This window comes from Neisseria sp. HMSC067G12 (assembly GCF_001812725.1).
In the GTDB taxonomy this organism is placed as follows: domain Bacteria; phylum Pseudomonadota; class Gammaproteobacteria; order Burkholderiales; family Neisseriaceae; genus Neisseria; species Neisseria perflava.
Map to the genome: position 1 here is coordinate 81,963 of NZ_KV810182.1, position 24,931 is coordinate 106,893.

The following is a 24,931-nucleotide window of genomic DNA, read 5'->3' on the forward strand; positions in this document are numbered from 1 at the left end:
TATTTATAAAAATATTCAAACTACAAATCAAAATGAGACCAATATGTTCTTTTACATTTATTTGTAGTTTGATAATCATTATTAAAATAATTAGAATAAGCGGTCAATTTTTTATTCCTTGGGAAAAATCATGAATAAAACCTCTTTTCCTGTATTCCGCCTTAGTCTCATTACACTCGCACTATCAACAGGCTTCGCCCATGCCGAAAATACGCACCCCGCAGAAACTGCCGAACTGAATGAAATTAAGGTTACCGGTACCGCCGTACCGACCCGCGTTACCCGCAACCAGCTTGACCGCGAGACTTCGACCGATTTGAAACAAGTCATGAAAGACCAAATCGGTATGGATGTCGGCGGTGGCAACGGCGTGGCGCAGTTTTACAGCATCCGCGGCGTCGGCGAGGACAAAATTAATCTGGAAGTGGACGGCACCAGCCAATCCACCAAAATTTTCCACCACCAAAGCCGCTTCCAGCTTGACCCTGCTTTGGTGAAAAGCATCAACGTCGAAAAAGGCACGGGCGCGGCGAGCGCGGGCTTGGGCGCGGTCGGCGGTACCATCCGCGTGACGACGGTTGACGCGAAAGACCTGCTGACCGACGGCAAACCTTTCGGTTTCAAACTCGGCGCGGGCTTGAGCAGCAATAAAGGCTCAACCGGCAACGCGGCGGTTTACGGCTATCAAAACGGCTTCGATGCCCTGTTTGCAGGCAACTTCCTCAACAACCGCGACTACAAAGACGGCAACGGCAATGTCAACCACGGCAGTCGTCTGAAACAGCACAGCTACCTCGCCAAAATCGGCTACGACTTCAACGACGACCACGGCATCCGCCTGACCTACCGTCAGGAATACCAAAAAGGCAACCGCACCGATAAAGCCGAGTTCCAAAACGTTGACAGCTACGTCGGCGTGGACGGCACTTATCAAAAAGAGCAGACCTACAATCTGGAATACCGTGGCCGCAACGTCGGCTTCATCGACAAAATCGACGCCAATGTCTTCCAAATCAACACCGACGACACCAAACCGCCTAAAGGCGCTCCTTCTCCAAAAGCCCAAGCTTCCGGCACGGCGCAAGGCGGCGTTCCCATTGGCCAGCTTGAGTTAAGCAAAATCAAAGCAACCGGCGCGAATCTGAACCTCGCCAGCTCTTTCGGCGACGGACACATGGTGAAATACGGCGTCAACTACCGCCACGAAACCTCCGAGCCGTCCGACAAAGGCGCGTGGCTGAAGATTCTCGGCCTGTATGACCGCGACAAAGAGAAGAAATCCGAATACGGCGTGTACGCGGAAGGTATCTGGAACCTGCACCCCGTTACCCTGACCACCGGCCTGCGTTACGACCATTTCAAATACAACGCCGCCAGCAGACAAAGCGCGTCCCACGGCCAGCTCAACCCCAGCATCGGCGCGATTTGGGACATCAACGACAACTTCTCGCTCTTGGCAAACCTCAATCAGGCAAGCCGCGCGCCCCGCCTGAACGAAGCCCTGTTGGCTAACGAACGCGCAGGCGCCGCCGCCGATTTGGACAGCAACCTCAAAGCCGAAACCGCCCGCCGTGCCGAACTCGGCTTCAAATGGCGCAACGATAACTTCAACGTCAGCGGCAGCGTGTTCCACCAACGCATCAAAGACCTCATCGTCTACCGTTGGGCAAAAATCAACAACAACACCGCCTCCATCACCGAACGCGGCAAGATTTACAACGGCGGCACGCTCAAAACCTACGGCTACGAACTTGACGCATCCTACCGCTGGGGCGGTCTGACCGCGCGCGCCGGCGTGTCCTACGTCAAACCCCGTCTGAACGGCGAAATGTACTACGGCGAAAGCCCGATTCAAGCGGAAGACCACGAAAGCTCGTTCACCTTCTGGAACACCGGCCGCCAATGGCTGACCGGTCTGTCTTATCAGTTTGAAAACCCCAAACTCGAAATCGGCTGGCGCGGCCGCTACGCCCAAAGCGTGAAATACACCGACGTCGCCCGCGGACAAGGCACGATACACGGCAAGAAATCAGGCTACGGCGTACACGACATCTACGCCAACTGGCAGCCGCTGAAAAAAGACAACCTGAACGTCAACTTCGCCGTCAACAACATCGGCAACAAGCAATACCGTTCGCACAGCCAACGCTTCCCTGACGGCAACGGACGCATGCCCTTCTACGAACGCGGCCGCGAGTTTGCCTTGGGCGTGAACTATCGTTTCTGATGATACGAACGACGTTATAAAGAAACCAAAGGCCGTCTGAAATTCAGTTTTCAGACGGCCTTTTATAATTCGTAGACAATTTGATTTTAAAGTATCTCCTCTCCCTTTCTAGTTACACAACGGATTATCCAGTCTTCAAATCTTCTCCATTGGGCTTCTTTTCCAAATCGGTCATGATTTGATTCCTTCTGAAAACTGACTACCAATTCTTCCAATATAAATAAAATATTATATAGATCATCTCCAGTGCCGTCTGAAAATATAAGGCTGTATTTTTACATTTAACCATGACGTTGGAGTTTAAAAATACAATCCAAATATTCATTACACTTTTACTGTAAACCATTTGACAAAGTCATCTTTAAAGCTATAATATTTCTCATATATGATTTTTGTTATATATATTTATTGATAGACAATTCATTCTGAAACAAGGAGCAATAAAATGAAACGAAACTTGGGTACTTTGGATCGCGTAATCCGTATTGTTATCGGCGTAGCGCTGATTGCTGCAGCCGCTACCGGACAAATTGGCTGGTGGGGTTGGCTGGGCATCGTCCCTCTGGGCACAGCACTGATTGGCAACTGCGCACTGTACAGCTTATTGGGCATCAACACCTGCCGCATCAACAAAAAATAACGAAGACAAAACATGAGTACGGTCGGACAACTCCCGCGAATCACGCCTTCCGAAGCTACGGCAAAAATCCGTGAGGACGCGTTGGCAGTCGATATCCGAAGCCAAGCCGAATATCGGGGCGGGCATATTGGCGGTGCATTATCCCTTCCGCCTGAACAGCAGCGAGACAAACTGCCCGATGATACAGCCCCATGCCTGATTTTTTATTGCCTGAGCGGCAAACGTACAACACGGGCAGAAACAATATTGTCAGTGCTTGGCCAAGGTCGAGAATGCTATATTCTAGAAGGCGGCTTACAGGCATGGAAGGCTGCAGGGCTTCCTACTGTTGCCGACCGTGCCGCACCGGACATCATGCGGCAGGTGCAAACCATTGCGGGCAGTTTGATTCTGTTGGGCGTGCTGGCAGGTTGGCTGGTATCGCCTTGGTTTTATCTGATAGACGTAATGGTCGGTGCAGGCCTGTTAACGGCGGGGTTAACCGGATTCTGCGGCATGGCACGCCTGCTGGCCAAAATGCCATGGAATCATTAAGCAAAGGCCGTCTGAAAGTTGCTGCTAAGACTATTATGACTGATAATTCGACCTCCTCATTTGCCGACAAGCGTGAAAAATGACCACTGCCGACAATCAACCACCCTACGAAGAAGCCACCGCTTTTCTCAAACTACTGGCCAATCCCAACCGCCTCGCCGTATTGTGCAAACTACATGAAAGGCCGCACAATGTAACCGAGTTGGCTGAATCATCCGGACTGCCACAAGCGGCAATGTCCAGCCAATTAGCCCTACTGCGTGAAGCCGGTTTGGTATCGTTTGAAGTGAACCATCGGGAACGGCAATATTACATTGCCGACCCGAGGGTAACCAAGATGATACAGTTGCTGTATTCCTTTTTCTGCGCAGAAAAATCTTGAAATATTGCCGGAATAGGAAGGCCGTCTGAAAATTTTTCAGACGGCCTTTATTGTATTTATTTTCAGATGACCTTTTTATACTGCTTCTATATTTACACTTAAAGCTCGCGTGCGTACCGCACACACCCTGCCTACAGGTTTAATGCAGGCTATGGCTTGCTATCGTGTGCCACTTGAAATAAACAACGTAAATATGAGCGTGTGTTGTTTAATGTGGATTGTTAGGGACTAATCTGATTCCTGCTGCTTCCAATCTAATTTCAGGCCTTCCTGTCATAAAATCCCAATCTTTTGGCATGGTGGATTTGAGTTTTAAATTGAAGTCCATAAACTTTGCTTCTTCTTTCGTAATATGTGCCACCTTCCAATTTTTCTGTAATGCATGCGCCAATTCTTCTTGTGTATATTTTTGCTCCTTAATTAACTCTTCAAGCTTTTCAACTATATACGCACAAGGGACAACGTGCTCAATACGACCCTGAACCCCATCTAATAATTTTTCTGATTTCCCTAAAGAAATAAAATACTCTTGTGGGTGTAATAAAGAATCGAATATTCGGCTATGGTAACCTATTCGTACTCCTGTACTCTTTTCGTGTTCAACTAAATTTGTAATATGACGAACCAGCAATAAACAAGTTTGAAAAATTAGCTTATTTTTTTCATCTAGCATTTTATTGTCTCCAAATAATTGTTTGTCTGAATAAATTTAATCTAAATGTTAGATTGTAACCCGATATTATCGTTGAAATAACAATAAATTGCGATGACGGAGCGTTTAAGCAAGTCATAGCCTACATGAAGTCTATTTATAGTGAACGTTTGGGACGCACGCGGTTAAAAGATTTGACAAGATTAATTGCTTTTATATTCCATATCGTCTTTATAAAGGGTCGTCTGAAAGCTGAAAAATCATTTCAGACGACCTTTTTTCACTAGCCTCTACTTTGCTATCACCCTGTCTTTCAAAGTCTTCAATACGTTCTTCACCGTATTAATCCGCACTTCGATATTTTCCATCTCTGCGGTAAATCGCAGCTTATCGGCTCCGGCAAGGCGGTATTTTTTATCTTTTTGAATCAGCAGGATGATTTCGGTTGGATCGACATTGTTATTTTTACCAAAGGTTACCGTTACCGCTTCGCTGGTCGCATCAATGGCATCAATGCCTAATTCTTTTGCCGCAAGCCGTAAGTGGTGGCTTTCGATGAGGGTTTTGACGGGTTGTTCGGGCAGGCCGAAGCGGTCGACGAGTTCTTCGTGTATGGCGTTGATTTGCTGCACGGTTTCGCAGACGGCAAGGCGTTTGTAGAGGACGAGCCGTTCGTGGATGTCGGGGCAGTAGCTTTCGGGCAGCAGGGCGGGGCTGTGCAGTTTGATTTCGGTGGTGATGCCCAGCGGCGCGTCGAGGTCGGGCTGGCGGCCTTTTTTGAGGTCGCGCACGGCTTGTTTGAGCATTTCGGTATAGAGTGTGAAGCCGACCTGTATCATTTCGCCGGACTGCCCTTCGCCGAGGATTTCGCCGGCGCCGCGGATTTCCAAATCCTGCATGGCGAGGGTGAAACCTGCGCCGAGTTCGTCTGCCGCCGCGATGGCGTCGAGGCGTTTTTCTGCGTCTTTGGTGATGTATTCGGGCGTGAGCAGGTAGGCGTAGGCTTGGTGATGGCTGCGGCCGACGCGCCCGCGAAGCTGATGCAGTTGCGCCAGCCCGAATTTATCGGCGCGGTTGATGATGATGGTGTTGGCGTTGGGGATGTCGATACCGGTTTCGATGATGGTGGAACAGAGTAACACGTTGAATCTTTGCTGCAAAAAGTCGCGCATGACTTGCTCCAGCTCGCGCTCGCGCAGTTGTCCGTGCGCCACGCCGATGCGGGCTTCGGGTAGCAGGGTTTCCAGCCGCTCGCGCATGTTTTCGATGGTATCCACTTCGTTGTGCAGGAAAAACACTTGTCCTCCGCGTTTGAGTTCGCGCAACACGGCTTCGCGCACGCTGCCTTCGCTGAAGGGTTTGACAAAGGTTTTGACGGCGAGGCGGCGGCTGGGTGCGGTGGTAATCAGCGAGAAGTCGCGCAGACCTTCGAGCGCCATGCTGAGGGTGCGCGGAATTGGCGTGGCGGTCATGGTGAGGATATCGACATTGGCGCGCAGGCGTTTGAGCTGCTCTTTTTGGCGCACGCCGAAGCGGTGTTCTTCATCGATAATCACTAAACCTAAATTTTTGAATTTGATGTCGTCCTGCACCAATTTGTGCGTGCCGATAACGATATCGACCGTACCGTCCGCCATGCCTTCCAGCGCGGCTTTGGTGGCTTTGCTGTTGTTGAAACGCGAAAGGCTGGCGACTTTCACGGGGAAATCGGCGAAGCGGTCGGCGAAGTTTTGCGCGTGCTGCTCGACCAGAAGCGTGGTCGGGGCAAGTACGGCGACCTGTTTGCCGCCCATTACCGCCACAAACGCGGCGCGCAGGGCGACCTCGGTTTTGCCGAAGCCGACATCGCCGCACACGAGGCGATCCATAGGTTTCGCCTGCGTCAAATCTTTAATCACGGCGGCAATGGCGGCGGCCTGGTCTTCGGTTTCTTCATAGCCGAAACCGTCGGCAAACGCCTGATAGTCCATCTCGTTGATTTCAAACTTGTATCCCGATTGGGCAGCGCGTTGGGCGTAGAGATTGAGCAACTCGGCGGCGGTATCGCGCGCTTTTTCGGCAGCTTTGCGTTTTGCTTTGTTCCACGCGCCGCTGCCGAGCTTGTGCAAAGTAACGTTTTCATGCGCCTGACCGGAGTAGCGGCTGATTAAATGCAGCTGCGAAACAGGCACATAAAGCTGCGCTTCGCCCGCGTATTCGAGCAACATCATTTCGTTGGTTTCATCGCCCAAGTCCATTGTGACCAAGCCCATATAGCGCCCGATGCCGTGTTCTTCGTGTACAACAGGATCGCCGATATTGATTTCGGCAAGGTCGCGCAACAGGCCGTCTGAAACGGCGGCGTGTTTCTTACGATGATGTTTGCGTGAGCGGGCAACATATTGATAAAGATCGGATTCGGTAATGACCGCGATGTTTTGATCTTCTAATTTAAACCCGTAAGCCAACGGCGCCACTGTAATCATCAGCGGCTCATGTGCCGACAAAAAGCCCTGCCAGTCGGATACACTTTTGACTTTTAAGCCGTTTTGCTGCAAGAAACCGAGCATGGTTTCGCGCCGTCCCAGACTTTCGGCACACAGCAAAATCCGTCCTTCAAAGGCCGTCTGAAAATCCTTCAATGCCTGCAACGGCTCGTCGGATTGGCGGTTGACGGCAAGGTCGGGCAGGGTGTGTTCCTTGCCGGAAACATCGGGCAGCACTTGTCCGTAGTTTTTCAGATGGCCTGCAAAGACATCAGAAGAGAGATACAAATGCTGTGGAAGCAAAGGCGGATATGTTTCATCGCCCTGTGCCATGGCGTAACGCGATTTGACGTCGCTCCAAAAACGGTTTGCCTCGGCATGAACATCGCCCAAAGAGACAAACAGCGCATCTTCGCCGATATAGTCAAACAGCGTTTCCAGCTCGTTTTCAAAAAACAGCGGCAGATAATATTCCACGCCCGCGCCGAAGTGGCCGTTGCTGACGGCTTTGTACACAGCGGCATCGTTCGGATTGCCATCGACTTCCTCACGAAAGCGGCTGCGGAAAATCTTTTGCGCCTCGCTGTCGGTGGGAAACTCGTGCGCCGGTAGCAGGCGGATTTCGGAAACGGGGGAAATGGTGCGTTGCGTTTCAGTATCGAAGGTTTTAATGCTGTCGATTTCATCGTCAAACAAATCGATGCGGTACGGTATTTCGCTGCCCATCGGGAACAAATCGACTATACCGCCGCGCACGGCAAACTCGCCTGCCGCGACAACATGGGAAACATGGTTATAACCTGCATCCACCAAATCACTTTTCAGACGGCCTATATCCAAAGTCTGCCCTGTTTTCAGCCAAAACGTACGCCCTGCCAGAAACGGCACGGGTGGCAGCTTCTGCATCGCCGTGGCAACCGGTACGAACAACACATCCGCAGTGCCGCTTTTAATCTGCCACAATGCTGACAAGCGCTCCGACACCAAATCCTGATGCGGTGAAAAACGCTCGTAAGGCAGCGTTTCCCAGTCCGGCAGGAATACCGCCGTATCGTGCGGACGGAAAAACAGCCAGGCCGTCTGAAGGCGTAGCGCCTGTTCCGCATCTTGGGTCAAGACAACCTTGAGCTGCTTATGCGGCAGATAACGCGCCAAAGCCAAGGGCAGCGAGCCTTGAGACAGATTGAGCCAACGGGATTTTTCACGAGGTTTGGGAATCGGATAGGTCATGACAAAACAGTTTGTAAGTAAGTAAATACAAGCACCATAGGCCGTCTGAAAAATTTTCAGACGGCCTTTAGCGATCAAATAGATTTTCAATTTTACTGGATACAGGTTTAAAAGAATATAAGCCCTTACATTCAGACGGCCACGCCGGCCAGTTTTCCAATAAATCCGGTTATCACCAATGCCGCAACGCCCCATAGGCACACGCGCAAAACGGCGGGAACAACAGGCGCGCCACCGAGTTTGGCGGAGACATAGCCTAGTCCTGCCAGTCCGCACAAAGTGGAAACTGCCAAGGCCGGAACAATGGCGCTAGAAGCTGTCAATGCGACCAGTAACGGCAAAATCGCGCCGGCACAAAATGAAGCGGCAGAAGCCAGCGCAGCCTGCATGGGACGGGCGGAAGAAGCTTCGGTAATGCCGATTTCGTCACGCGCGTGGGCGGCGAGCGCATCGTGTTCCATCAAGGCTTTGGCCACCTCTGCGGCAAGCGCATCGGACAAACCGCGGAGGCGGTAAATTTCCGTCAGCTCTTCCAACTCCGCATCAGGATTATTTGCCAACTCAAAACGCTCTTTGTGTAAATCGGCTTTTTCCGTATCCGATTGGCTGGACACAGAAACGTACTCCCCCGCCGCCATTGATACTGCGCCCCCGATAAGCGCCGAAACGCCCGTCAACAGCAGGGTTTGGAAATCAGGCGCGGCAGCGGCTACGCCCGTCAACAGCGAGGCAGTGGAAATCAGGCCGTCATTGGCACCCAATACGCTTGCCCGAAGCCAGTTGTTGCGGTCGCTGAAATGGCGTTCGCTGTGGTGTGAATACATATATGCTCCGATAAATTGGCTGTTTCCAGATGATGATAACATTGTATTGTTTTTTGAAATCAATGTCAGTTTATCCCTTCAAATCAAGCATTCTTAAATCTTTCTGCTGCCATTTCAAACCATAAAACCAACACTCCTCTTTGGATTTTTTCAGACGGCCTTAACGCTTTTACAAGCAAATTTATTGTTCCAAGTCATGGCATTATCACAAGGCAGTTTTGTGCTGCTTGGTTTATTCGTTTAAAGATGCTATCTTTATGAATCTTTCCACTCCTCAATCCATTGAAAGGATGTATCATGGCCGAAGAAAACAAAATCAAAGTAAACGATTTGCCTGAAGATAAAAAAGAGCAAACCGAAGAAACCGAGCTGCCCGTTATCAACAACGAAGAAAAACGCGGCGGTCATGGCGAAGGCGGTTGCTGCGGCGCATGCGGCGGCTAATCTTCCCGACAAAGCCCCCAAGGCCGTCTGAAAAGTCTTACTTTTCAGACGGCCTTTTCCTTTCTAAACAATTACAGGTAAATCAATGAAAGGATGCGGGAGAAGAATTTAAACCCAACCGCGTTTGTGCTACATTCACATCTTTACAAACCACAACAATCTGCACACGCAGACACACAAGGAAGAAAAAAATGTTTTGGTATATCGTCAGCTTTTTCGCCATTATCGTTTCCCTGCTCGCCCTCTGGGTCAACGCCAGCGCGTTCGGTATGCAGGATGACGGAACGCCACAATCCGAATATGAAAAAATGTTGGGCCTGGGTGCGAAGCTGAAAGACAAAGATACGGTTGCCAAGGAACGCGAAGCAGCGCGCCTTCACCCTGACGATTAAGCCTTACCGACTGGACAATCTTGCCAAACTGGGCTAATGTTCCAAACGCATAACGCACACCAACACAACTATACGAGAAGGTAAGAGAAATGACTGTACGAATCGAACACGATTTATTGGGCGACCGCGAGATCCCTGCTGAAGTATATTGGGGCATCCATACTTTGCGCGCCATTGAAAACTTTAAAATTTCCACGCAAAAAATTTCCGACGTACCGCAATTTGTCCGCAGCATGGTCATGGTTAAAAAAGCCACCGCGCAAGCCAACGGCGCATTGGGTGCCATCAAGCCGGAAATCGCGGCCGCCATCGAAAAAGCCTGCGATGAAGTATTGGTCAAAGGCCGCTGCCTCGACCAATTCCCGTCCGACGTTTATCAAGGCGGCGCCGGTACTTCGGTCAACATGAATACCAACGAAGTCATTGCCAACCTCGCATTAGAAGTCTTGGGTCACGAAAAAGGCCACTACGACATCGTCAATCCGATGGACCATGTTAACGCCAGCCAATCCACCAACGACGCCTACCCTACCGGCTTCCGCCTTGCCGTGTATTACAGCATCGGCGAATTGCTCGACAAACTGGCCATCTTGAAAAACTCTTTTGCCGCAAAAGCCGAAGAGTTTAAAGATGTTTTGAAAATGGGCCGCACCCAGCTTCAAGATGCCGTGCCGATGACTGCCGGACAAGAGTTTCAATCTTTCCAAGTGTTGTTGGAAGAAGAAATCCTCAACCTCGACCGTACCCGCTCCCTACTGCTTGAAGTCAACCTCGGCGCCACAGCCATCGGTACCGGCGTGAATACGCCTAAAGGCTATGCGGCTTTGGTTGTTGAGAAACTCTCCGAAGTCAGCGGCCTGCCTTGCAAACTGACTGAAAACCTGATCGAAGCGACCTCCGACTGCGGCGCATATGTGATGGTACACGGCGCATTGAAACGCACAGCCGTCAAACTGTCTAAAATCTGTAACGACTTGCGCCTGCTCTCTTCCGGTCCGCGCGCTGGTTTGAAAGAAATCAACCTGCCTGAATTGCAGGCCGGTTCTTCCATTATGCCTGCCAAAGTCAATCCCGTGATTCCCGAAGTCGTCAACCAAGTCTGCTTCAAAGTCATCGGCAACGACACCACCATCACTTTCGCAGCCGAAGCAGGTCAGTTACAGCTGAACGTTATGGAGCCGGTCATCGCCCAATGTATGTTTGAAACCATTTCCCTCTTGGGCAACGCCGCAGTCAACCTGTCCGAAAAATGCGTCAAAGGCATTACGGTCAACCGCGAAATCTGCGAACGCTATGTTTTCAACTCCATCGGTTTGGTCACTTATCTGAATCCGTACATCGGCCACCACAACGGCGATTTGGTCGGCAAAATCTGCGCCCAAACCGGCAAAGGCGTGCGCGAAGTCGTACTGGAGCGCGGCCTGTTGAGCGAAGAAGAGCTCAACCGCATCCTCTCTCCTGAAAACCTGATGAATCCGCATCTGTAACCAGGGTTTAAAATCAAAGGCCGTCTGAAACTTTACTTTTAAAATTTCAGACGGCCTTTTCATATTCATATTGATGCTTAATCGATTTTTTCTGCGGAATTCAAAATTAAAAGATAGCCTAACCGCAGGGTTTGATTTAACATGGTGCTGCCCTATCCTGTTTCCTCCTCCAATTCACGCAAACCGGATATTGGCAAAACGGTCAAAATAACATCTTCATTTATTAGGAAAAACCAATGAGTAAAATTACACGCGAACAAATGCTGCAAGTATTCGAAAATCGCTGCTCCACCCGTTATTACGATCCCGACAAAAAATCAGCCAAGAAAATTTTGCAGCGATTTTAGAATTTGCCCGCCTCTCGCCCAGTTCTGTCGGTTCCGAGCCATGGAAATTTTTGGTTATCCAAAACAAAGCCTTGAGAGAAAAGCTCAAACCTTTTAGCTGGGGTATGCAATCGCAACTGGACGACTGCAGCCATCTGGTCATTATCCTTGCCAAGAAAAATGCCCGTTACGATACCCCGTTCTTCCGCAGCGTTGCCGAACGCAGGGGCTTGCAAGGCGAGCAGCTGGAAAAAGCGTTGGCAAAATATAAAAGCTTCCAAGAAACCGATATTAAAATTGCCGACGACCAACGCGCGCTCTTCGACTGGAGCAGCAAGCAAACCTATATCGCTTTGGCCAATATGCTCACTGGCGCAGCCGCCATCGGCATCGATTCCTGCCCAATCGAAGGCTTCAACTACGACAAAATGAACGAAGTATTGGCGGCAGAAGGCCTGTTTGATGCCAACGAATGGGGCGTATCCGTAGCGGCAACATTCGGCTATCGCGCCAAAGAAATTACCAAAAAAGCACGCAAACCGATTGAAGAAATGGTAACTTGGGTTGAATAAGCGGTTTGGATTTTCAGGGCGGCCCATGCCGCCCTTTTATTTTTTTCTAAAAGAGAAGCAAATTCCGTAACAACAAAGACTGCTACAAATCCAAATAAAAAGGCGGTCTGAAACCCTGTGTCAGAAATCCTAGATTTCATTTCACAGCGTTTCAGACGGCCTGATTTAATACGCTACTACTTAAAACGATACTTTCAAACTGCCGTAGAAAGCACGGCCATGTTCGTTGTATGTTTGTGCGCCGGCAGTTGTGCGGTACAGTTTTTTATTGAACAGGTTGCTGACACCGCCACGGACGGCCACGCGTTTGTTCCAGTTGTAGCCGGCATTAATGCCCCAAATACCGTAAGAGCCGACTTGGGTTTGGCTATGTTCGGAAGACAACGCTGCCACGCCTGCACGCGGATTGCCGTTTTGCTCCAGTTTATTGATCGCCACGCCACGCGGTTTGGTACGGCCGTAGTGGGTAAAGGTCAGGTTGGCATCAAAACGTTCGTTTGGTGTCCAAGACAGCGTGCTGTTAAGGGTATGCTTCGGCACCAAAGACAATGGATTGCCTTGATAATCTTCAGATTTGTGCATATAAGTGAAATTGTTGCTCCACTTAAGTGTGTCATGCAACGGAATCACCAAGTTGCCTTCGATACCCGAAATAGTCGCTTTCGGCGTATTTTCCCATTGCAAAAGCCAGTTGCCGATATTGCTGGTGGCAATGATATTTTCACCAATCACGATTTTGTTGCGGTACGCGTTGTGGAAATAAGTCGCGGATGCCTGCCAGCCGTTTTTATTGAACTCAAGACCAATCTCTTTATTAATACTGGTTTCGGGTTTCAAATTATTATTACCCATGTAGTAGCAACGGACACTGCCCGGCGCATCAATCGGACAACCTTGACCGCGCGTGTACAGGATAAAGTCAGGATTGGTTTGATACAGATTTGGCGCTTTATACGCACGGGCAATACCGCCTTTGACCAACCAGTTTTCGCCGATTTGATGCGAGAAGTTCAACGCCGGACTCCAGTTGCTGCCGCTGTCACTGTTGTGGTCGAAACGGATGGCCGGAATCAGATGGGTTTTGTCGGTCAACGAAATATTGTCTTCAACGTAAGCTGCCCAGTTACGTTGCGATGCCTTACCGCCGCGTACCGCTGAAATACCGTCAAACACATCAGTTTTACCTTGGTCTTTAAATCCCTGACTATTGGAAGCAGGATCATCCAACTTACTGTCCGTAAATTCTGCGCCGACCGTCAATACATTATCAACACCGAGTTTAAACGGAATATTCGCTTCGCTGCTGAAACGCAGGTTTTTCAGACGGCTTTGAACAAAATCCAAGCCTGTATAGCTGCCTTCAGGACCACCGGCCAAACCTTCCGGCAAGTGGCTGTTGACTGTACGCTCATAACTGATCACGTTTTTGGTATCGCCCCATTCCCATGCGCCGTCATGCGTTAAAGAATAAGCGGAACGATATAAACGGGCAGTTTCAGCTTTGCTGTCGGCCAAAGAATTAACTAAAGCGGAACGTGGATTGCTGTTTTGCGTATCGCCGTTGTAGATATTGCCCTGACGGCTGTAGCTGCTGTCTAAAATCAATGTTTGCGCAGGGCTGATTTTCCATTGCAGACGGCCGGCAATGTCTTTATTGCGTACGCCTTCGACACCAGCCGCGCTGTCGTTGCCGTGTCCGGCATTGATATCGGCTGCATCTGCATCCGTTTTATTCAGGTTGCCGTAAATGCGGAAGCCCAAAGTATCTTGGATAATCGGGCCGCTCAAATTGAAGCCGATACGGCGGGTTGCGCCTTCTTTGCTGTCTTGCGGCTGATTGGCGTAAAGATTGACCTGGCCTTTAAATTCTTTAGACACTTTTTTGGTAACGATATTGACCACGCCGCCCATCGCGCCGGAACCGTAACGTGTTGCCGCCGGGCCGCGCAAAACGGTGATGGATTCAATTTCTTCAACCGGCACCCAGTTGCTATCGCCGCGCGTATTGCGTTCACCGCGCATACTGATACGCTCGGATTGGCGCGAGTTCACAGGCTTGCCGTCAATCAGAATCAATGTGTTTTCAGGGCCCATACCGCGCAAGTCGATTTGGCGTTTGTTGCCACGCTGACCTGTTGCTGTATTGCCGGTCAGGTTGACACCCGGCATGGTGCGGACAAATTCGGAAATATCGTTGACGGCCGGACGCTTGTCGATATCGTCTTTAGAAATACGCGATACGCCAAGCGACTGTTGCAGTTGCTTCTCAGCAGTAACGTAAACGGTATCGACTTCAGCCTGTTCAACTGCTTTCTCTTCAGCTGCGTGTGAGAATGCGCTGATTAACGCCAAAGGCAAAATGGCGAGTGTGAATGTTTTCATTGCATTGTTTCTCTTGGTTTTGTTTGTTTAAAATCAAAATAAAAATTATTCGAGATTTTAAATAAACTTAACAGAGTTTTCAATGCAATTAAGAGTGATTTACAATTATTCGTTAAATTAAGCTAATAAAAATAACCAAATGCCTAATAATTAAAAAGGCCGTCTGAACCGGCATGAAAGGGAATCTGAGATTTCCATCATACCGTTCAGACGGCCTTATTCAAATTTTAATTATTTGCCTGCTGCTTTTTGCAAAAGGGCATACAATTCGTCTTTGAGTTTGAGTTTGGCTTTTTTCAGCTCCTCGATTTCTTCGGCGCCGCTGGTTACCACATTATTCACCAAACCGGTAATTTTATCGTCCAGCTCGTTGTGCTCCTCAAACAAACGGGCAAAGTGTGCATCCTCTTGTTTCAGTTTAGAAATCAGATCGCGATATTCTGGAAACATTTTGTTTTCCTCTCTTGTTAATTAAATAAAAAAGTACTGCTGCCAAAAACTAGGACGAATTAATCTTTAGCTTCATTATAACAAACACGGGCGTTTTATCCAGTCTTTTTTAAGCCGAAACTGTTTTATGTCAAAATTAATAATATCACCATCAGCCATCGTCCCAATGGAAAGAAACGGGTTTATAGACGGTTTGCCGACTTGGGCATACAATCGGGCTTATGCGTTTACACAATGGCCGAACCACCCTATTCCGTCATATCAACGGCATGGACGGACAATTTATCCTGCTTGAAAACCATCCTTCATGGATGCCGGTCAATGATGCCGATTTCAACCATGCCGCGCCCCTGCCCGACGGCTTGGCCGTGCACGAAGAATCATTTTATCCATTTGAAAAAATAGATGCCGCCGAATCGGCAGACAATATCAAAATCTTCAGCGAAGAAGCTCTACGGTTGGAGAAAGAACGATTAAATGCAGTAGCCTTGGTAGAACTGGCAAAAAATCTTAAAGCCGCCCAAGCCGAATCCGATTTGGTCGCACTTCTGGAAAAAATGGATTTTCATTTAAAACAAGATGATATTTTCAAATAAACCCTTCAATCTCAGGCCGTCTGAAACCAAACACCCGACACAATTGTTGACAATGCAAGAAAAATAGTTCATCTTGAACCAATCCGCAGCACTCCATCCCATATTTTCAGCCCATCACAAAGGAATCGAGAACATGTTTTCAAAAAGCGTTACCCTCGCACAATATGACCCCGATTTGGCAGCAGCCATCGCCCAAGAAGACAAGCGCCAGCAAGACCACGTCGAGCTAATCGCCTCTGAAAACTACGTCAGCTGTGCCGTTATGGAAGCCCAAGGTTCGCAATTGACCAACAAATACGCCGAAGGCTATCCTGGCAAACGCTACTACGGTGGCTGCGAATACGTTGATATTGTCGAACAATTGGCGATTGACCGCGCTAAAGAGTTGTTTGGCGCAGAATATGTCAATGTCCAACCGCACTCCGGCTCGCAAGCCAACCAAGCCGTATATGCTTCAGTTTTGAAACCGGGCGACACCATTTTGGGCATGTCTCTGGCACACGGCGGCCACTTGACCCATGGCGCAAGCGTTAACATCTCCGGCAAACTCTACAACGCCATTACTTATGGTTTGGATGAAAACGAAGTTCTCGATTATGCCGAAGTGGAACGCTTGGCTCTTGAACATAAACCTAAAATGATTGTGGCCGGTGCATCTGCCTACGCGTTGCAAATCGACTGGGCAAAATTCCGCGAAATCGCCGATAAAGTCGGCGCATACCTTTTTGTCGACATGGCGCACTATGCGGGTCTGATTGCCGGCGGCGAATATCCTAACCCGGTGCCATTCTGCGACTTCGTGACCACCACCACCCACAAAACCCTGCGCGGTCCTCGCGGCGGTGTGATTTTGTGCCGTGACAATACCCACGAAAAAGCGCTGAACTCTTCCATCTTCCCAAGCCTGCAAGGCGGTCCGTTGATGCACGTTATCGCTGCCAAAGCCGTAGCGTTTAAAGAAGCGTTGCAACCTGAGTTCAAACAATACGCAAAACAAGTGAAAATCAATGCTGCCGCCATGGCGGAAGAGTTGGTCAAACGCGGTTTGCGCATCGTTTCCGGCCGTACTGAAAGCCACGTTTTCCTCGTTGACCTGCAACCGATGAAAATCACCGGCAAAGCCGCCGAAGCCGCTTTGGGCAAAGCTCACATTACCGTCAACAAAAACGCCATCCCGAATGATCCGGAAAAACCATTCGTTACCTCCGGCATCCGCATCGGCTCCGCCGCCATGACCACACGCGGCTTTAACGAAGCTGACGCGCGCGTATTGGCGAACTTGGTTGCCGACGTATTAGCCAATCCTGAAGACGAAGCCAACCTCGCCAAAGTCCGCGAACAAGTGACTGCTTTGTGCAATAAATATCCGGTTTACGGCGCATAAGCATTTCCGACTTGGATAAAATAACAGGCCGTCTGAAACTTCAGACGGCCTTTTTTTTTATTGCAACTTTTCTTTTAAATTTCAAAACTGTTTGCCTTGCTGACTTTGCGTATCATGCCTGCCGCGACAGTATGGTTGGTGGCTTCGTCAATCAAAATAAACGCGCCTTGTGCATGGTTGTCTTCGTATGCGGCAGCAGCAAGCGGCTGCTGGGTTTTGAAGCTGACGCTGCCGATGTCGTTGAGCTTGAGCGTTTCGGCGGATTCGACACGGCTGAGGGTGTTCACGTCCCAAACATAGGAAATTTCGCTGATTTTTACGGGCATGGCTTGGGTAGTGTGTTTCAGCAAATATTTACGGCGCAGATTGAGCGGAATATCGTCAAACCAGCAAAGCGCGGCTTGAAATTGTTGTTCGGGAACAATGCCGCTGTCGGCTGAAACAATGCTGTTGCCGCGTGAAATATCGATGTCCGTATCCAAAACAACAGTCAACACTTCCCCTGCCTCGGCAGATTCGGTTTTACCGTTGGCATTATAGATTTCGGCAACTTTGGCAACATGGCCGCTGGGTAAAACTTTGACTTCATCGCCCACTTTCAGACGGCCCGCTTCCAATCTGCCTTGATAGCCGCGGAAGTCGTCACTGCTGCTGCCGTCTTGGCGCGCCACGCGTTGTACGGGAAAGTGCGCGGCTTGGTCGGCGGCATTTTGACGGTTGACGGGCAGGCTTTCAAGCAAAGGCAAAAGCGGCAACCCTTGATACCATGGGGTTTGGCTGCTGGCATTGACGATATTGTCGCCTTTTAAGGCGCTGATGGGCAGGAAGTGGATTTGTGCTTTGAGGCCGATTTGTTCCGCCAGTTTGCGGTAGGCCTCGGTAATGGCTTGATATTTGGCTTCGTCAAAGTCGAGCAGGTCGAGTTTGTTGACGGCGACGATGATGTTGGGGCAGCCCAAGAGTTTCAGAATCGCGCTGTGGCGTTTGGTTTGCGGAAGGAGGACAGGTTCGTTGCCGGAAAAATCGACGCGCGTGGCATCGACCAAAATAATGGCTGCATCGGCAGTCGATGCGCCGGTAACCATATTACGCGTGTATTGCTCATGTCCCGGCGTATCGGCAATGATGAATTTGCGTTTGGGCGTGGCGAAATAACGGTAGGCCACGTCAATGGTAATGCCTTGTTCGCGCTCGGCGGCAAGGCCGTCTGTCAGGCTGGCAAAATCAGGCGTTTCGCCGTTTTCAGCAGCGCGGTTGAGCTTGTCAAGCTGGTCGGTCAGCAGGGTTTTGCTGTCGTAGAGCAGGCGGCCGATGAGGGTGGATTTGCCGTCATCGACACTGCCGGCGGTAATGAAGCGTAAAAGTGGAGCGGAAGCTGCGGTCATGATTCTTTCCCATTTCTCGTGATTTCTCAAACTGACTGCTACTTTAAACAGGCCGTCTGAAAATGGGAAAGAATGTTTGGTTGTTAAAAAAGCTGTTTTCGTTATATCGCAAAGCTATGGGATATTGCTTCACACCATCTGTTTTCTCCGGGTCGCCAACCAACATACAATCGATCCTAAACACACCATTCCCGCCCCCTGCCAAAACGTCATGGACAAAGGCGCGCTGATCAAAAACGAGGACACTACCGCAGACAATACCGGAATGAAATAAGATGCGCCCGCCAATACGGTCAGGTTGCCGCGCGAAATACCGATATTCCACACTGCATAGCCCAAGCCCATACAAGACGCGGCGGCAACGGCATAGCCGAGCGATACGGAATCAAAACTCAACGTATCCGCGCCGCTGAGAAAATACTCTATCCACAACAGTATCGACACCAGCGCAAAGAAAAAGCCGACGCTGCTGCCTTCCGCTTTCACGCGCGCCGTCAGCGTGCAATATGCCGCCCAAAACACTGCGTCCGCAAATGCCATGATGTAGCCGCCGGGATTAGTGCGGACATTGTGGTAGATGCCGGAAATCGACAAGCCGACATCGCCGCCCAATACAGTGGCAATCCCTAAAAACGACAGCACAAAGCCGATGACTATCCACCATTTTGACGGCTGTTTGTTGAAATATACCGCTCCAACGATGGTAAACGTCGGCCACAAATAATTGACCATGCCGATCTCCACCGCCTGTCTCGCGTTTTGCGCAAAACCGACCGATAGCGACAAACACAGTTCGCAGCCAACAAAAAACACGCTCGCCCAAAACAGATAGCTGCGATTGTAATTACGCAAATGCGGTCGGCCGAAAATCAGCCAAATCAATACGGTGGACAGTGTGTACATCATTGCCGCGCCGCCCACTGCCCCCATATGCAGGCTCAAAGAGCGTATCAGAGAAATGACGAAGCTCCACAAAGCAACGGCAAGCAACCCGATGGCAGTGGCTTGTTTGGAGGAGATGTTTTGAGATAAGAAATGAATCATGGCGTATGTGCTGAAGATGGTTTTATTAGATTTATCGTAGTTTGAATATATCGTTTCTACATTAATTATTTTAACGGTTTCAAGGCCGTCTGAAAATGATTGTTTCAGACGGCCCTCTATTTGCAATTAGTCCTAAACATGACTATAATCCGCATTCAATTAGTCAATATTGAGACCAATTTATGAATCAGCTCGACCAACTTGGCATGCGTATCAGCCACATAGACAGCGCATTTGACCAATGGATTAAACAGCAAAACACCAACTACAATACCTTCGCCGTTCTCTACACCTTGGCCACCGAAGGCAGCCGCACTCAAAAATACATAGGCGAAGAATGGAGCCTGCCCAAGCAAACCGTTTCCGGCACATGCAAAACGCTGGCGGAACAAGGCTTGCTGACATTTCAAGAAAGCGAACAAGACAAACGCGAACGCTTATTGTCGCTGACCGAGCAAGGCAAAGAATCCGCTGCACCATTGGTGCAAAACATGCAGGAATTCAGCAAACGAATTTTTACCGCCTTCGGTGAAAAACGTGCAGCCCGACTGTTTACCGATTTGGACGCGTTGGCCGAATTAATGGCGCAAACCCTCAATACTAAATAAGGAGGGCAACCATGTGGAAAATGTTGAAACACATCGGTCAGACACACCGCCGCAAACTCATCACAACCTTCTCTCTCGTCGGCTTGGATAATCTGCTCTTACTGGTATATCCCGTGTTTGGCGGCTGGGCAATTAATGCCGTTATGGAAGGCAACGTCTGGCAGGCAATGTTGTATGGTGTGGTGGTTTTATTAATGTGGATAATCGGAGCCGCCCGCCGAGCAGCCGATACGCGCACATTTACCCAAATCTATACCGAAATCGCCGTCCCGGTCGTCTTGGAACAGCGCAAACGAGAAGTACCGCATTCCGCCATTACCGCACGCGTCGCCCTATCGCGTGAGTTTGTCAGTTTTTTTGAAGAACACCTGCCCATCGCTGCTACTTCGCTGGTCTCCATCTTCGGTGCATGTATGATGTTGCTGATACTGGAATTTTGGGTGGGCGTATTGGCTGTCGCGATACTTGCCCTGTTTTTATGGTTGCTGCCGCGTTTTGCCGCCATCAGCGAAAACCTATATTTCCGTTTAAACAACCGGCTTGAACGCGACAACCACCTTATTCGCGACGGCAACGAGCATCAGCTCTACCGCCACTATGGCTGGTTTGCCAAACTACGCGTGCTGATTTCCAACCGCGAAGCCTTAGGCTATCTCAGTATCGGTATGGCGATGAGCGTATTGTTCGGCTTCGCCTTTATACACATGACGCTTAAAGGCTACGGAAGCGCCGGCCATATCTATTCCGTCAGCACTTATTTATGGATGTTTGCAATGAGCTTGGACGATGTACCGCGCTTGGTCGAACAATACTCCAATCTAAAAGATATCGGACAACGCGTTGAACTCTCGGAAGAAAACAATCTTTCTAAGGCCGTCTGAAACCTTAACACACTATCAGGACATATTATGAGTTGGTTTTATTTAATCTTAGCCGGTATGCTGGAAATCGGCTGGCCATTGGGCTTGAAGCTGGCACAACAGGAAGGCTACCGCTGGCATGGCTTTGCCGCCGCGCTTGCCTGCATCGTCGGCAGCGGATACTTCCTTTACCTTGCCCAAAAAAGTATTCCGATGGGTACAGCCTACGCCGTCTGGACAGGCATAGGCGCGGCAGGGGCTTTTTTGGTAGGCGTTGTATTTTTCAACGATGCTGCCAACTTCGGCCGCTGGCTTGGCGCATTTCTCATCATCTCCGGCGTCGTAGTGATGAAACTCTCCAGCGGAAACTGAAAATCTCGTTTCTATCCAATCCAAGGCCGTCTGAACAGGTATGCTCAGACGGCCTAATACCTTCCCGAATATAACGAAATCATCTTAAATTAAAACCAAGCATTCTTTCCTTTTTTCAGACGGCCTGTTTAAAGTGGCGACTGTCCATTATTCAAACAATCGGTTATAGCCGTCCAATAAAGGAATCCAAATGAGCCAAGCCAATCCGCTTCCCCCCGAACTCTCCGTCCAACTCTCCACACTATCCCCCACCCAACTTGCCTGGCTCTCCGGCTATTGCTGGGCGCAAAGCCAAGGCGTATCCGGTATAGTAGCCGAACCATCTGCCCTGCAAACGGCCGCTTCGGCAGTCAGCCGCCGCGTGTTAGTCCTCTCCGCCTCCCAAACCGGCAATGCCCGCAGCGTTGCCGAATCCCTACACGCCAAACTTCAAGCCGCCGGCGTAGAAGCCCGCCTCAGCAGCGCAGGCGATTTCAAAAGCAAAACCCTGCCCGACGAAGACATCGTCCTTTTGGTTACCTCCACCCAAGGCGAAGGCGAACCGCCCGAAGAAGCCCTACCCTTGTACAAATTCATCTACGGCAAAAAGAAACCTGATCTCAGCAAACTCACCTTTGCCGTCTTGGGCCTTGGCGATTCCTCCTATCCCAACTTCTGCCAAGCAGGCAAAGACTTTGATGCCAAATTTGCCGAACTGGGTGCAGGCCGTCTGAACGACTTGGGCATTTGCGACTTAGAATTCCAGGCCGATGCCGACGCATGGATTGCCGCCGTCGTACCCAAAGTGGCTGAGTTAACCGCCCAAGCAACAAGTCCAAGTACAACCGCTGCACCAAACAGCTCAGCCACACCAAGCAACGATGCCATCTACACCAAAGAAAACCCCTACATAGCCACCCTATCCGTGCGCCAAAAAATCACCTCGCGCGACGCGGAAAAAGACGTCGAACACATCGAAATCGATCTCAGCGGCTCAGGTTTGTATTATCAGGCAGGCGACGCGCTCGGCGTATGGCCGCTTAATTCCGCCGACCTCGTTCAAGAAATCCTCGACCTCAACCAACTGAACGGCAACGAAACCGTCCAACTTTCAGACGGCCGCGAAACCGACATCCGCACCGCCCTGACCGAATCCGCAGACATCACCCAAAACACACCGGCATTCGTCCAACAATACGCCGAATTAACAAACAACGAGGAACTCAAAACCATAGTTGCAGATAAAGCCCAACTGGATGCCTACCTCGCCGCCACACCGCCCGTAGGCGTACTTGCCGCCTATCCGCACCCACTGGACGCACAAACCCTATACAGCCTCTTCCGTCCACAAACCCCTCGCCTTTACTCCATCGCCTCCGCACAAGATGAAGTCGGCGAAGAAGTCCACCTCACCATCGGCGTCGTCCGTTTCGACCACCACGACCACACCTACACCGGTGCAGCTTCCGGCTACTTGGGCGAACGCCTCGAAGAAGGCAGCGAAATCCGTGTCTTTGTCGAACCCAACCCCAACTTCTGCCTGCCCCAAAAGGGCGATACACCCATCATCATGATCGGCGCAGGCACAGGTGTTGCCCCCTTCCGCTCCTTCATGCAACAACGCGCCGCCAATGGCGACAGCGGCAAAAACTGGCTCTTCTTCGGCAACCAACGCCTAGCCGACGACTTCCTCTACCAACTCGAATGGAGCGATTGGCGCAAAGACGGCCTCCTCACCCGCGCCGACCTCGCATGGAGCCGACAAGGCGAACACAAAGTCTATGTCCAACACAAAATCACCGAACGCGCCGCCGAAGTTTGGAACTGGCTGCAACAAGGCGCACACATCTACGTCTGCGGCGACGCTACACGCATGGCACGCGATGTCGAAAACGCCCTGATCGAAGTCATCGAAACCCAAGGCAAACTCAGCCGTGACGAAGCCGAAGACTACCTCAACGACCTGCGCGAAGACAAACGCTACCAACGCGACATTTATTGATTGGATAAACAAAAATAAAGGCCGTCTGAAATTCAGTTTTCAGACGGCCTTTTTAAAGAGCCTGCTCGGATTGTTATCAATTCACCCGGTTTTGCATTATAATTGTGCAAATTTGACTCACTCGAAAGAAAATAAATTGGAAGGATTACAACAACTTGTAGATTTATTGGTGGGTTTTGTCGATTGGATATTGAAATTACTGGCATTCTTGTTTTAAACTACGTTCCATTCTTTTATACATTAAAGACGTATTTTCATCATGCAAACCGCGCAACGCTCTGCTACTTTCTTCTATTGGTACCACACAAACGTGCGGTACTTTTTTGCGCTTGTCTAAAACAGACCAAATTGAAAATACGCAAATTAGAGCCGCCTCATTTGAGCGGCTTTTTTTATACCCACCATGGCCGCTTAAATCCACCCATTTTTAAGAAATAAGGAATACAGCCATGACTGCCTCAACTAAAATCCACAGCCAAACACAAATGTTACACACCTGCCGCATGGTCGTTGACAGCAACAGCCACCACAGCATGCTCAACATGCACACTTTGCCTGATTCGCCTGACAGCCTCATCAGCGAAGCCCTGATTCCGCAAGTACGCACCATCGCGACCTTGATTGCCGCAGAGCGCCACGACTTCAATCAAAGCAGCCCCAACGTTTTTACTGATGAAGCGGATTTCTTCGCAGCGCGTATTTTGGTTTTGGGCGTACGCCGTTTCCATTTGGACATTACCCTGCTGCCTATGCTCAAAACCGCCAACAAACGCGCCGAAGCTTTCGCCAAACGCCATCACATGCCCTTCTCTCCCGCTGAAATGCAAATGTCCCTGCACACCCGCCGCCCTGCCAACCTGCTGATTATCGAAACCGAACACGAAATGCCCGCACTGGGCAATCTGGCTGCCAACAGCCGTGCATTTGCAGCGCAACTTTCCAATATTATTTTGTAAAACTACTTGAAAAACAGGGAAATGGTTTAATATTAGGCGAACACACTCCGCCGAAATCTCGGCAAAGACAAACTTCTCTCAGGAAAAACAATGAAAAAACTGATTGCCTTAGCCGCCCTTTCCACTTTTGCCCTTGCTGCCTGCAAAGACAATACCCAAGCGCAGCTTGAGCAGCAACAAAAACAAATCGAAGCATTACAACAACAGTTGGCACAACAAAACGGCCAACAAGAAGACAATACGGTTTACCAGCTCACGCCTGAAGCCGTGAAAGACACCATTCCTGCCGAGGCACAAGCCAACGGCAACAACGGCCAACCGGTAACCGGTACAGACGGCCAACAATATATCTACGACCAATCCACCGGCAGCTGGCTGCTGCAAAGCTTGGTGGGCGCGGCAGCCGGTGCATTTATCGGCAACGCATTGGCCAACAAATTCACACAGGCAAGCAATCAAAACAGCCCGATTGCACGTCAAGCCCGTGCCAACTATTATCAAACCGCACGTCCAAACAGACGCACCAGCCAACAGCTGAATACGCGCACCCTGCGTGCCCAGCAACAAAACGCTCAACAGCAACAGCGTTACCGCGAAACCGCGCGTCAGCCTTCCAACTACCGCCGCCCAAGTATGGGTCGGGGCTTTGGCCGCCGTCGCTGATTCGGTTTATATTCCATCTTTAATATAAATACGCACAATATAAAAGGCCGTCTGAAAATCTGATTTTCAGACGGC

22 protein-coding genes and 1 pseudogene are annotated in these 24,931 nt (G+C 50.0%); 16 read left to right on the forward strand and 7 right to left on the reverse strand.

Annotation, left to right across the window (positions count from 1 at the left end; all coding sequences use genetic code 11):
- Positions 1-130 precede the first annotated feature (130 nt).
- The 4 genes from HMPREF2871_RS00480 (at position 131) to HMPREF2871_RS00495 (ending at position 3,783) form a co-directional block, all read left to right on the forward strand.
- Positions 131-2,227: a TonB-dependent receptor plug domain-containing protein gene (locus HMPREF2871_RS00480; RefSeq protein ID WP_049344199.1), complete on the forward strand. Its 2,097-nt coding sequence runs from the start codon at positions 131-133 to the stop codon at positions 2,225-2,227.
- 445 nt (positions 2,228-2,672) lie between these two features.
- Positions 2,673-2,867, forward strand: coding sequence for a YgaP family membrane protein (locus tag HMPREF2871_RS00485; RefSeq protein ID WP_003746314.1), 195 nt, complete (start codon positions 2,673-2,675; stop codon positions 2,865-2,867).
- Between the two features lie 12 nt (positions 2,868-2,879).
- Entirely contained in the window at positions 2,880-3,401 is a 522-nt protein-coding gene (locus HMPREF2871_RS00490) for a rhodanese-like domain-containing protein (RefSeq protein WP_049336809.1), read from the forward strand.
- Between the two features lie 79 nt (positions 3,402-3,480).
- A complete protein-coding gene (locus tag HMPREF2871_RS00495) occupies positions 3,481-3,783 on the forward strand; it encodes an ArsR/SmtB family transcription factor (RefSeq protein WP_049336810.1) in 303 nt (100 codons plus the stop codon).
- A gap of 208 nt (positions 3,784-3,991) precedes the next feature.
- Here HMPREF2871_RS00495 and HMPREF2871_RS00500 read toward each other — a convergent pair whose 3' ends face one another.
- The 3 genes from HMPREF2871_RS00500 to HMPREF2871_RS00510 form a co-directional block, all read right to left on the reverse strand.
- On the reverse strand, positions 3,992-4,456 hold the full coding sequence (locus HMPREF2871_RS00500; RefSeq protein WP_049336811.1) for a hypothetical protein: 465 nt from the start codon (positions 4,454-4,456) through the stop codon (positions 3,992-3,994).
- Between the two features lie 269 nt (positions 4,457-4,725).
- Positions 4,726-8,130: a transcription-repair coupling factor gene (mfd, locus tag HMPREF2871_RS00505; RefSeq protein ID WP_049336826.1), complete on the reverse strand. Its 3,405-nt coding sequence runs from the start codon at positions 8,128-8,130 to the stop codon at positions 4,726-4,728.
- Positions 8,131-8,261: 131 nt separating this feature from the next.
- Positions 8,262-8,954, reverse strand: a complete 693-nt coding sequence (locus tag HMPREF2871_RS00510) for a VIT1/CCC1 transporter family protein (protein ID WP_004519991.1) — start codon at positions 8,952-8,954, stop codon at positions 8,262-8,264.
- A gap of 297 nt (positions 8,955-9,251) precedes the next feature.
- Here HMPREF2871_RS00510 and HMPREF2871_RS11830 point away from each other — a divergent pair, with 297 nt between their 5' ends.
- From HMPREF2871_RS11830 to HMPREF2871_RS00525, 4 genes and pseudogenes are all read left to right on the forward strand, one after another.
- Positions 9,252-9,398 (forward strand): hypothetical protein, encoded by a 147-nt coding sequence (locus HMPREF2871_RS11830; RefSeq protein WP_049336812.1) that lies wholly within the window; start codon positions 9,252-9,254, stop codon positions 9,396-9,398.
- 191 nt (positions 9,399-9,589) lie between these two features.
- Positions 9,590-9,790, forward strand: a complete 201-nt coding sequence (locus HMPREF2871_RS00515; protein WP_004519993.1) for a hypothetical protein — start codon at positions 9,590-9,592, stop codon at positions 9,788-9,790.
- Between the two features lie 89 nt (positions 9,791-9,879).
- A complete protein-coding gene (gene aspA, locus HMPREF2871_RS00520; RefSeq protein ID WP_049344197.1) occupies positions 9,880-11,277 on the forward strand; it encodes an aspartate ammonia-lyase in 1,398 nt (465 codons plus the stop codon).
- A 236-nt stretch (positions 11,278-11,513) separates the two neighbouring features.
- A pseudogene (locus tag HMPREF2871_RS00525) lies at positions 11,514-12,175 on the forward strand (NAD(P)H-dependent oxidoreductase).
- Between the two features lie 180 nt (positions 12,176-12,355).
- Here the strand turns inward: HMPREF2871_RS00525 and HMPREF2871_RS00530 are convergent.
- Together HMPREF2871_RS00530 and HMPREF2871_RS00535 are read right to left on the reverse strand one after the other, a co-directional pair.
- On the reverse strand, positions 12,356-14,557 hold the full coding sequence (locus tag HMPREF2871_RS00530; RefSeq protein WP_049344195.1) for a FepA family TonB-dependent siderophore receptor: 2,202 nt from the start codon (positions 14,555-14,557) through the stop codon (positions 12,356-12,358).
- A 231-nt stretch (positions 14,558-14,788) separates the two neighbouring features.
- Complete coding sequence (locus tag HMPREF2871_RS00535; RefSeq protein WP_003746288.1) at positions 14,789-15,007, reverse strand: HP1242/YdcH family protein; 219 nt, start codon at positions 15,005-15,007, stop codon at positions 14,789-14,791.
- A 221-nt stretch (positions 15,008-15,228) separates the two neighbouring features.
- Between HMPREF2871_RS00535 and HMPREF2871_RS00540 the strand changes: the two genes are divergently transcribed.
- Positions 15,229-15,603 (forward strand): hypothetical protein, encoded by a 375-nt coding sequence (locus HMPREF2871_RS00540; RefSeq protein ID WP_039862199.1) that lies wholly within the window; start codon positions 15,229-15,231, stop codon positions 15,601-15,603.
- A 133-nt stretch (positions 15,604-15,736) separates the two neighbouring features.
- Entirely contained in the window at positions 15,737-16,987 is a 1,251-nt protein-coding gene (glyA, locus tag HMPREF2871_RS00545) for a serine hydroxymethyltransferase (RefSeq protein ID WP_004520001.1), read from the forward strand.
- A 74-nt stretch (positions 16,988-17,061) separates the two neighbouring features.
- On the opposite strand, the gene HMPREF2871_RS00550 is transcribed toward glyA, so the two are convergent.
- Together HMPREF2871_RS00550 and yddG are read right to left on the reverse strand one after the other, a co-directional pair.
- A complete protein-coding gene (locus HMPREF2871_RS00550; RefSeq protein WP_049344193.1) occupies positions 17,062-18,372 on the reverse strand; it encodes a sulfate adenylyltransferase subunit 1 in 1,311 nt (436 codons plus the stop codon).
- A gap of 129 nt (positions 18,373-18,501) precedes the next feature.
- Positions 18,502-19,416 (reverse strand): aromatic amino acid DMT transporter YddG, encoded by a 915-nt coding sequence (gene yddG, locus HMPREF2871_RS00555; RefSeq protein WP_049344252.1) that lies wholly within the window; start codon positions 19,414-19,416, stop codon positions 18,502-18,504.
- 182 nt (positions 19,417-19,598) lie between these two features.
- Here yddG and HMPREF2871_RS00560 point away from each other — a divergent pair, with 182 nt between their 5' ends.
- The 6 genes from HMPREF2871_RS00560 (at position 19,599) to HMPREF2871_RS00585 (ending at position 24,856) form a co-directional block, all read left to right on the forward strand.
- Positions 19,599-20,024: a MarR family winged helix-turn-helix transcriptional regulator gene (locus HMPREF2871_RS00560; protein ID WP_070647842.1), complete on the forward strand. Its 426-nt coding sequence runs from the start codon at positions 19,599-19,601 to the stop codon at positions 20,022-20,024.
- A gap of 11 nt (positions 20,025-20,035) precedes the next feature.
- The gene (locus tag HMPREF2871_RS00565) at positions 20,036-20,905 is read left to right on the forward strand and encodes an ABC transporter six-transmembrane domain-containing protein (protein ID WP_049344189.1); all 870 of its coding nucleotides are present in this window, start codon (positions 20,036-20,038) and stop codon (positions 20,903-20,905) included.
- A 27-nt stretch (positions 20,906-20,932) separates the two neighbouring features.
- Complete coding sequence (locus HMPREF2871_RS00570; protein ID WP_004520006.1) at positions 20,933-21,256, forward strand: DMT family transporter; 324 nt, start codon at positions 20,933-20,935, stop codon at positions 21,254-21,256.
- Between the two features lie 190 nt (positions 21,257-21,446).
- Positions 21,447-23,237: an assimilatory sulfite reductase (NADPH) flavoprotein subunit gene (locus tag HMPREF2871_RS00575; protein ID WP_049344187.1), complete on the forward strand. Its 1,791-nt coding sequence runs from the start codon at positions 21,447-21,449 to the stop codon at positions 23,235-23,237.
- Between the two features lie 449 nt (positions 23,238-23,686).
- On the forward strand, positions 23,687-24,193 hold the full coding sequence (locus HMPREF2871_RS00580) for a hypothetical protein (protein ID WP_003685697.1): 507 nt from the start codon (positions 23,687-23,689) through the stop codon (positions 24,191-24,193).
- A gap of 90 nt (positions 24,194-24,283) precedes the next feature.
- Complete coding sequence (locus HMPREF2871_RS00585; RefSeq protein WP_004520009.1) at positions 24,284-24,856, forward strand: hypothetical protein; 573 nt, start codon at positions 24,284-24,286, stop codon at positions 24,854-24,856.
- Positions 24,857-24,931 lie beyond the last annotated feature (75 nt).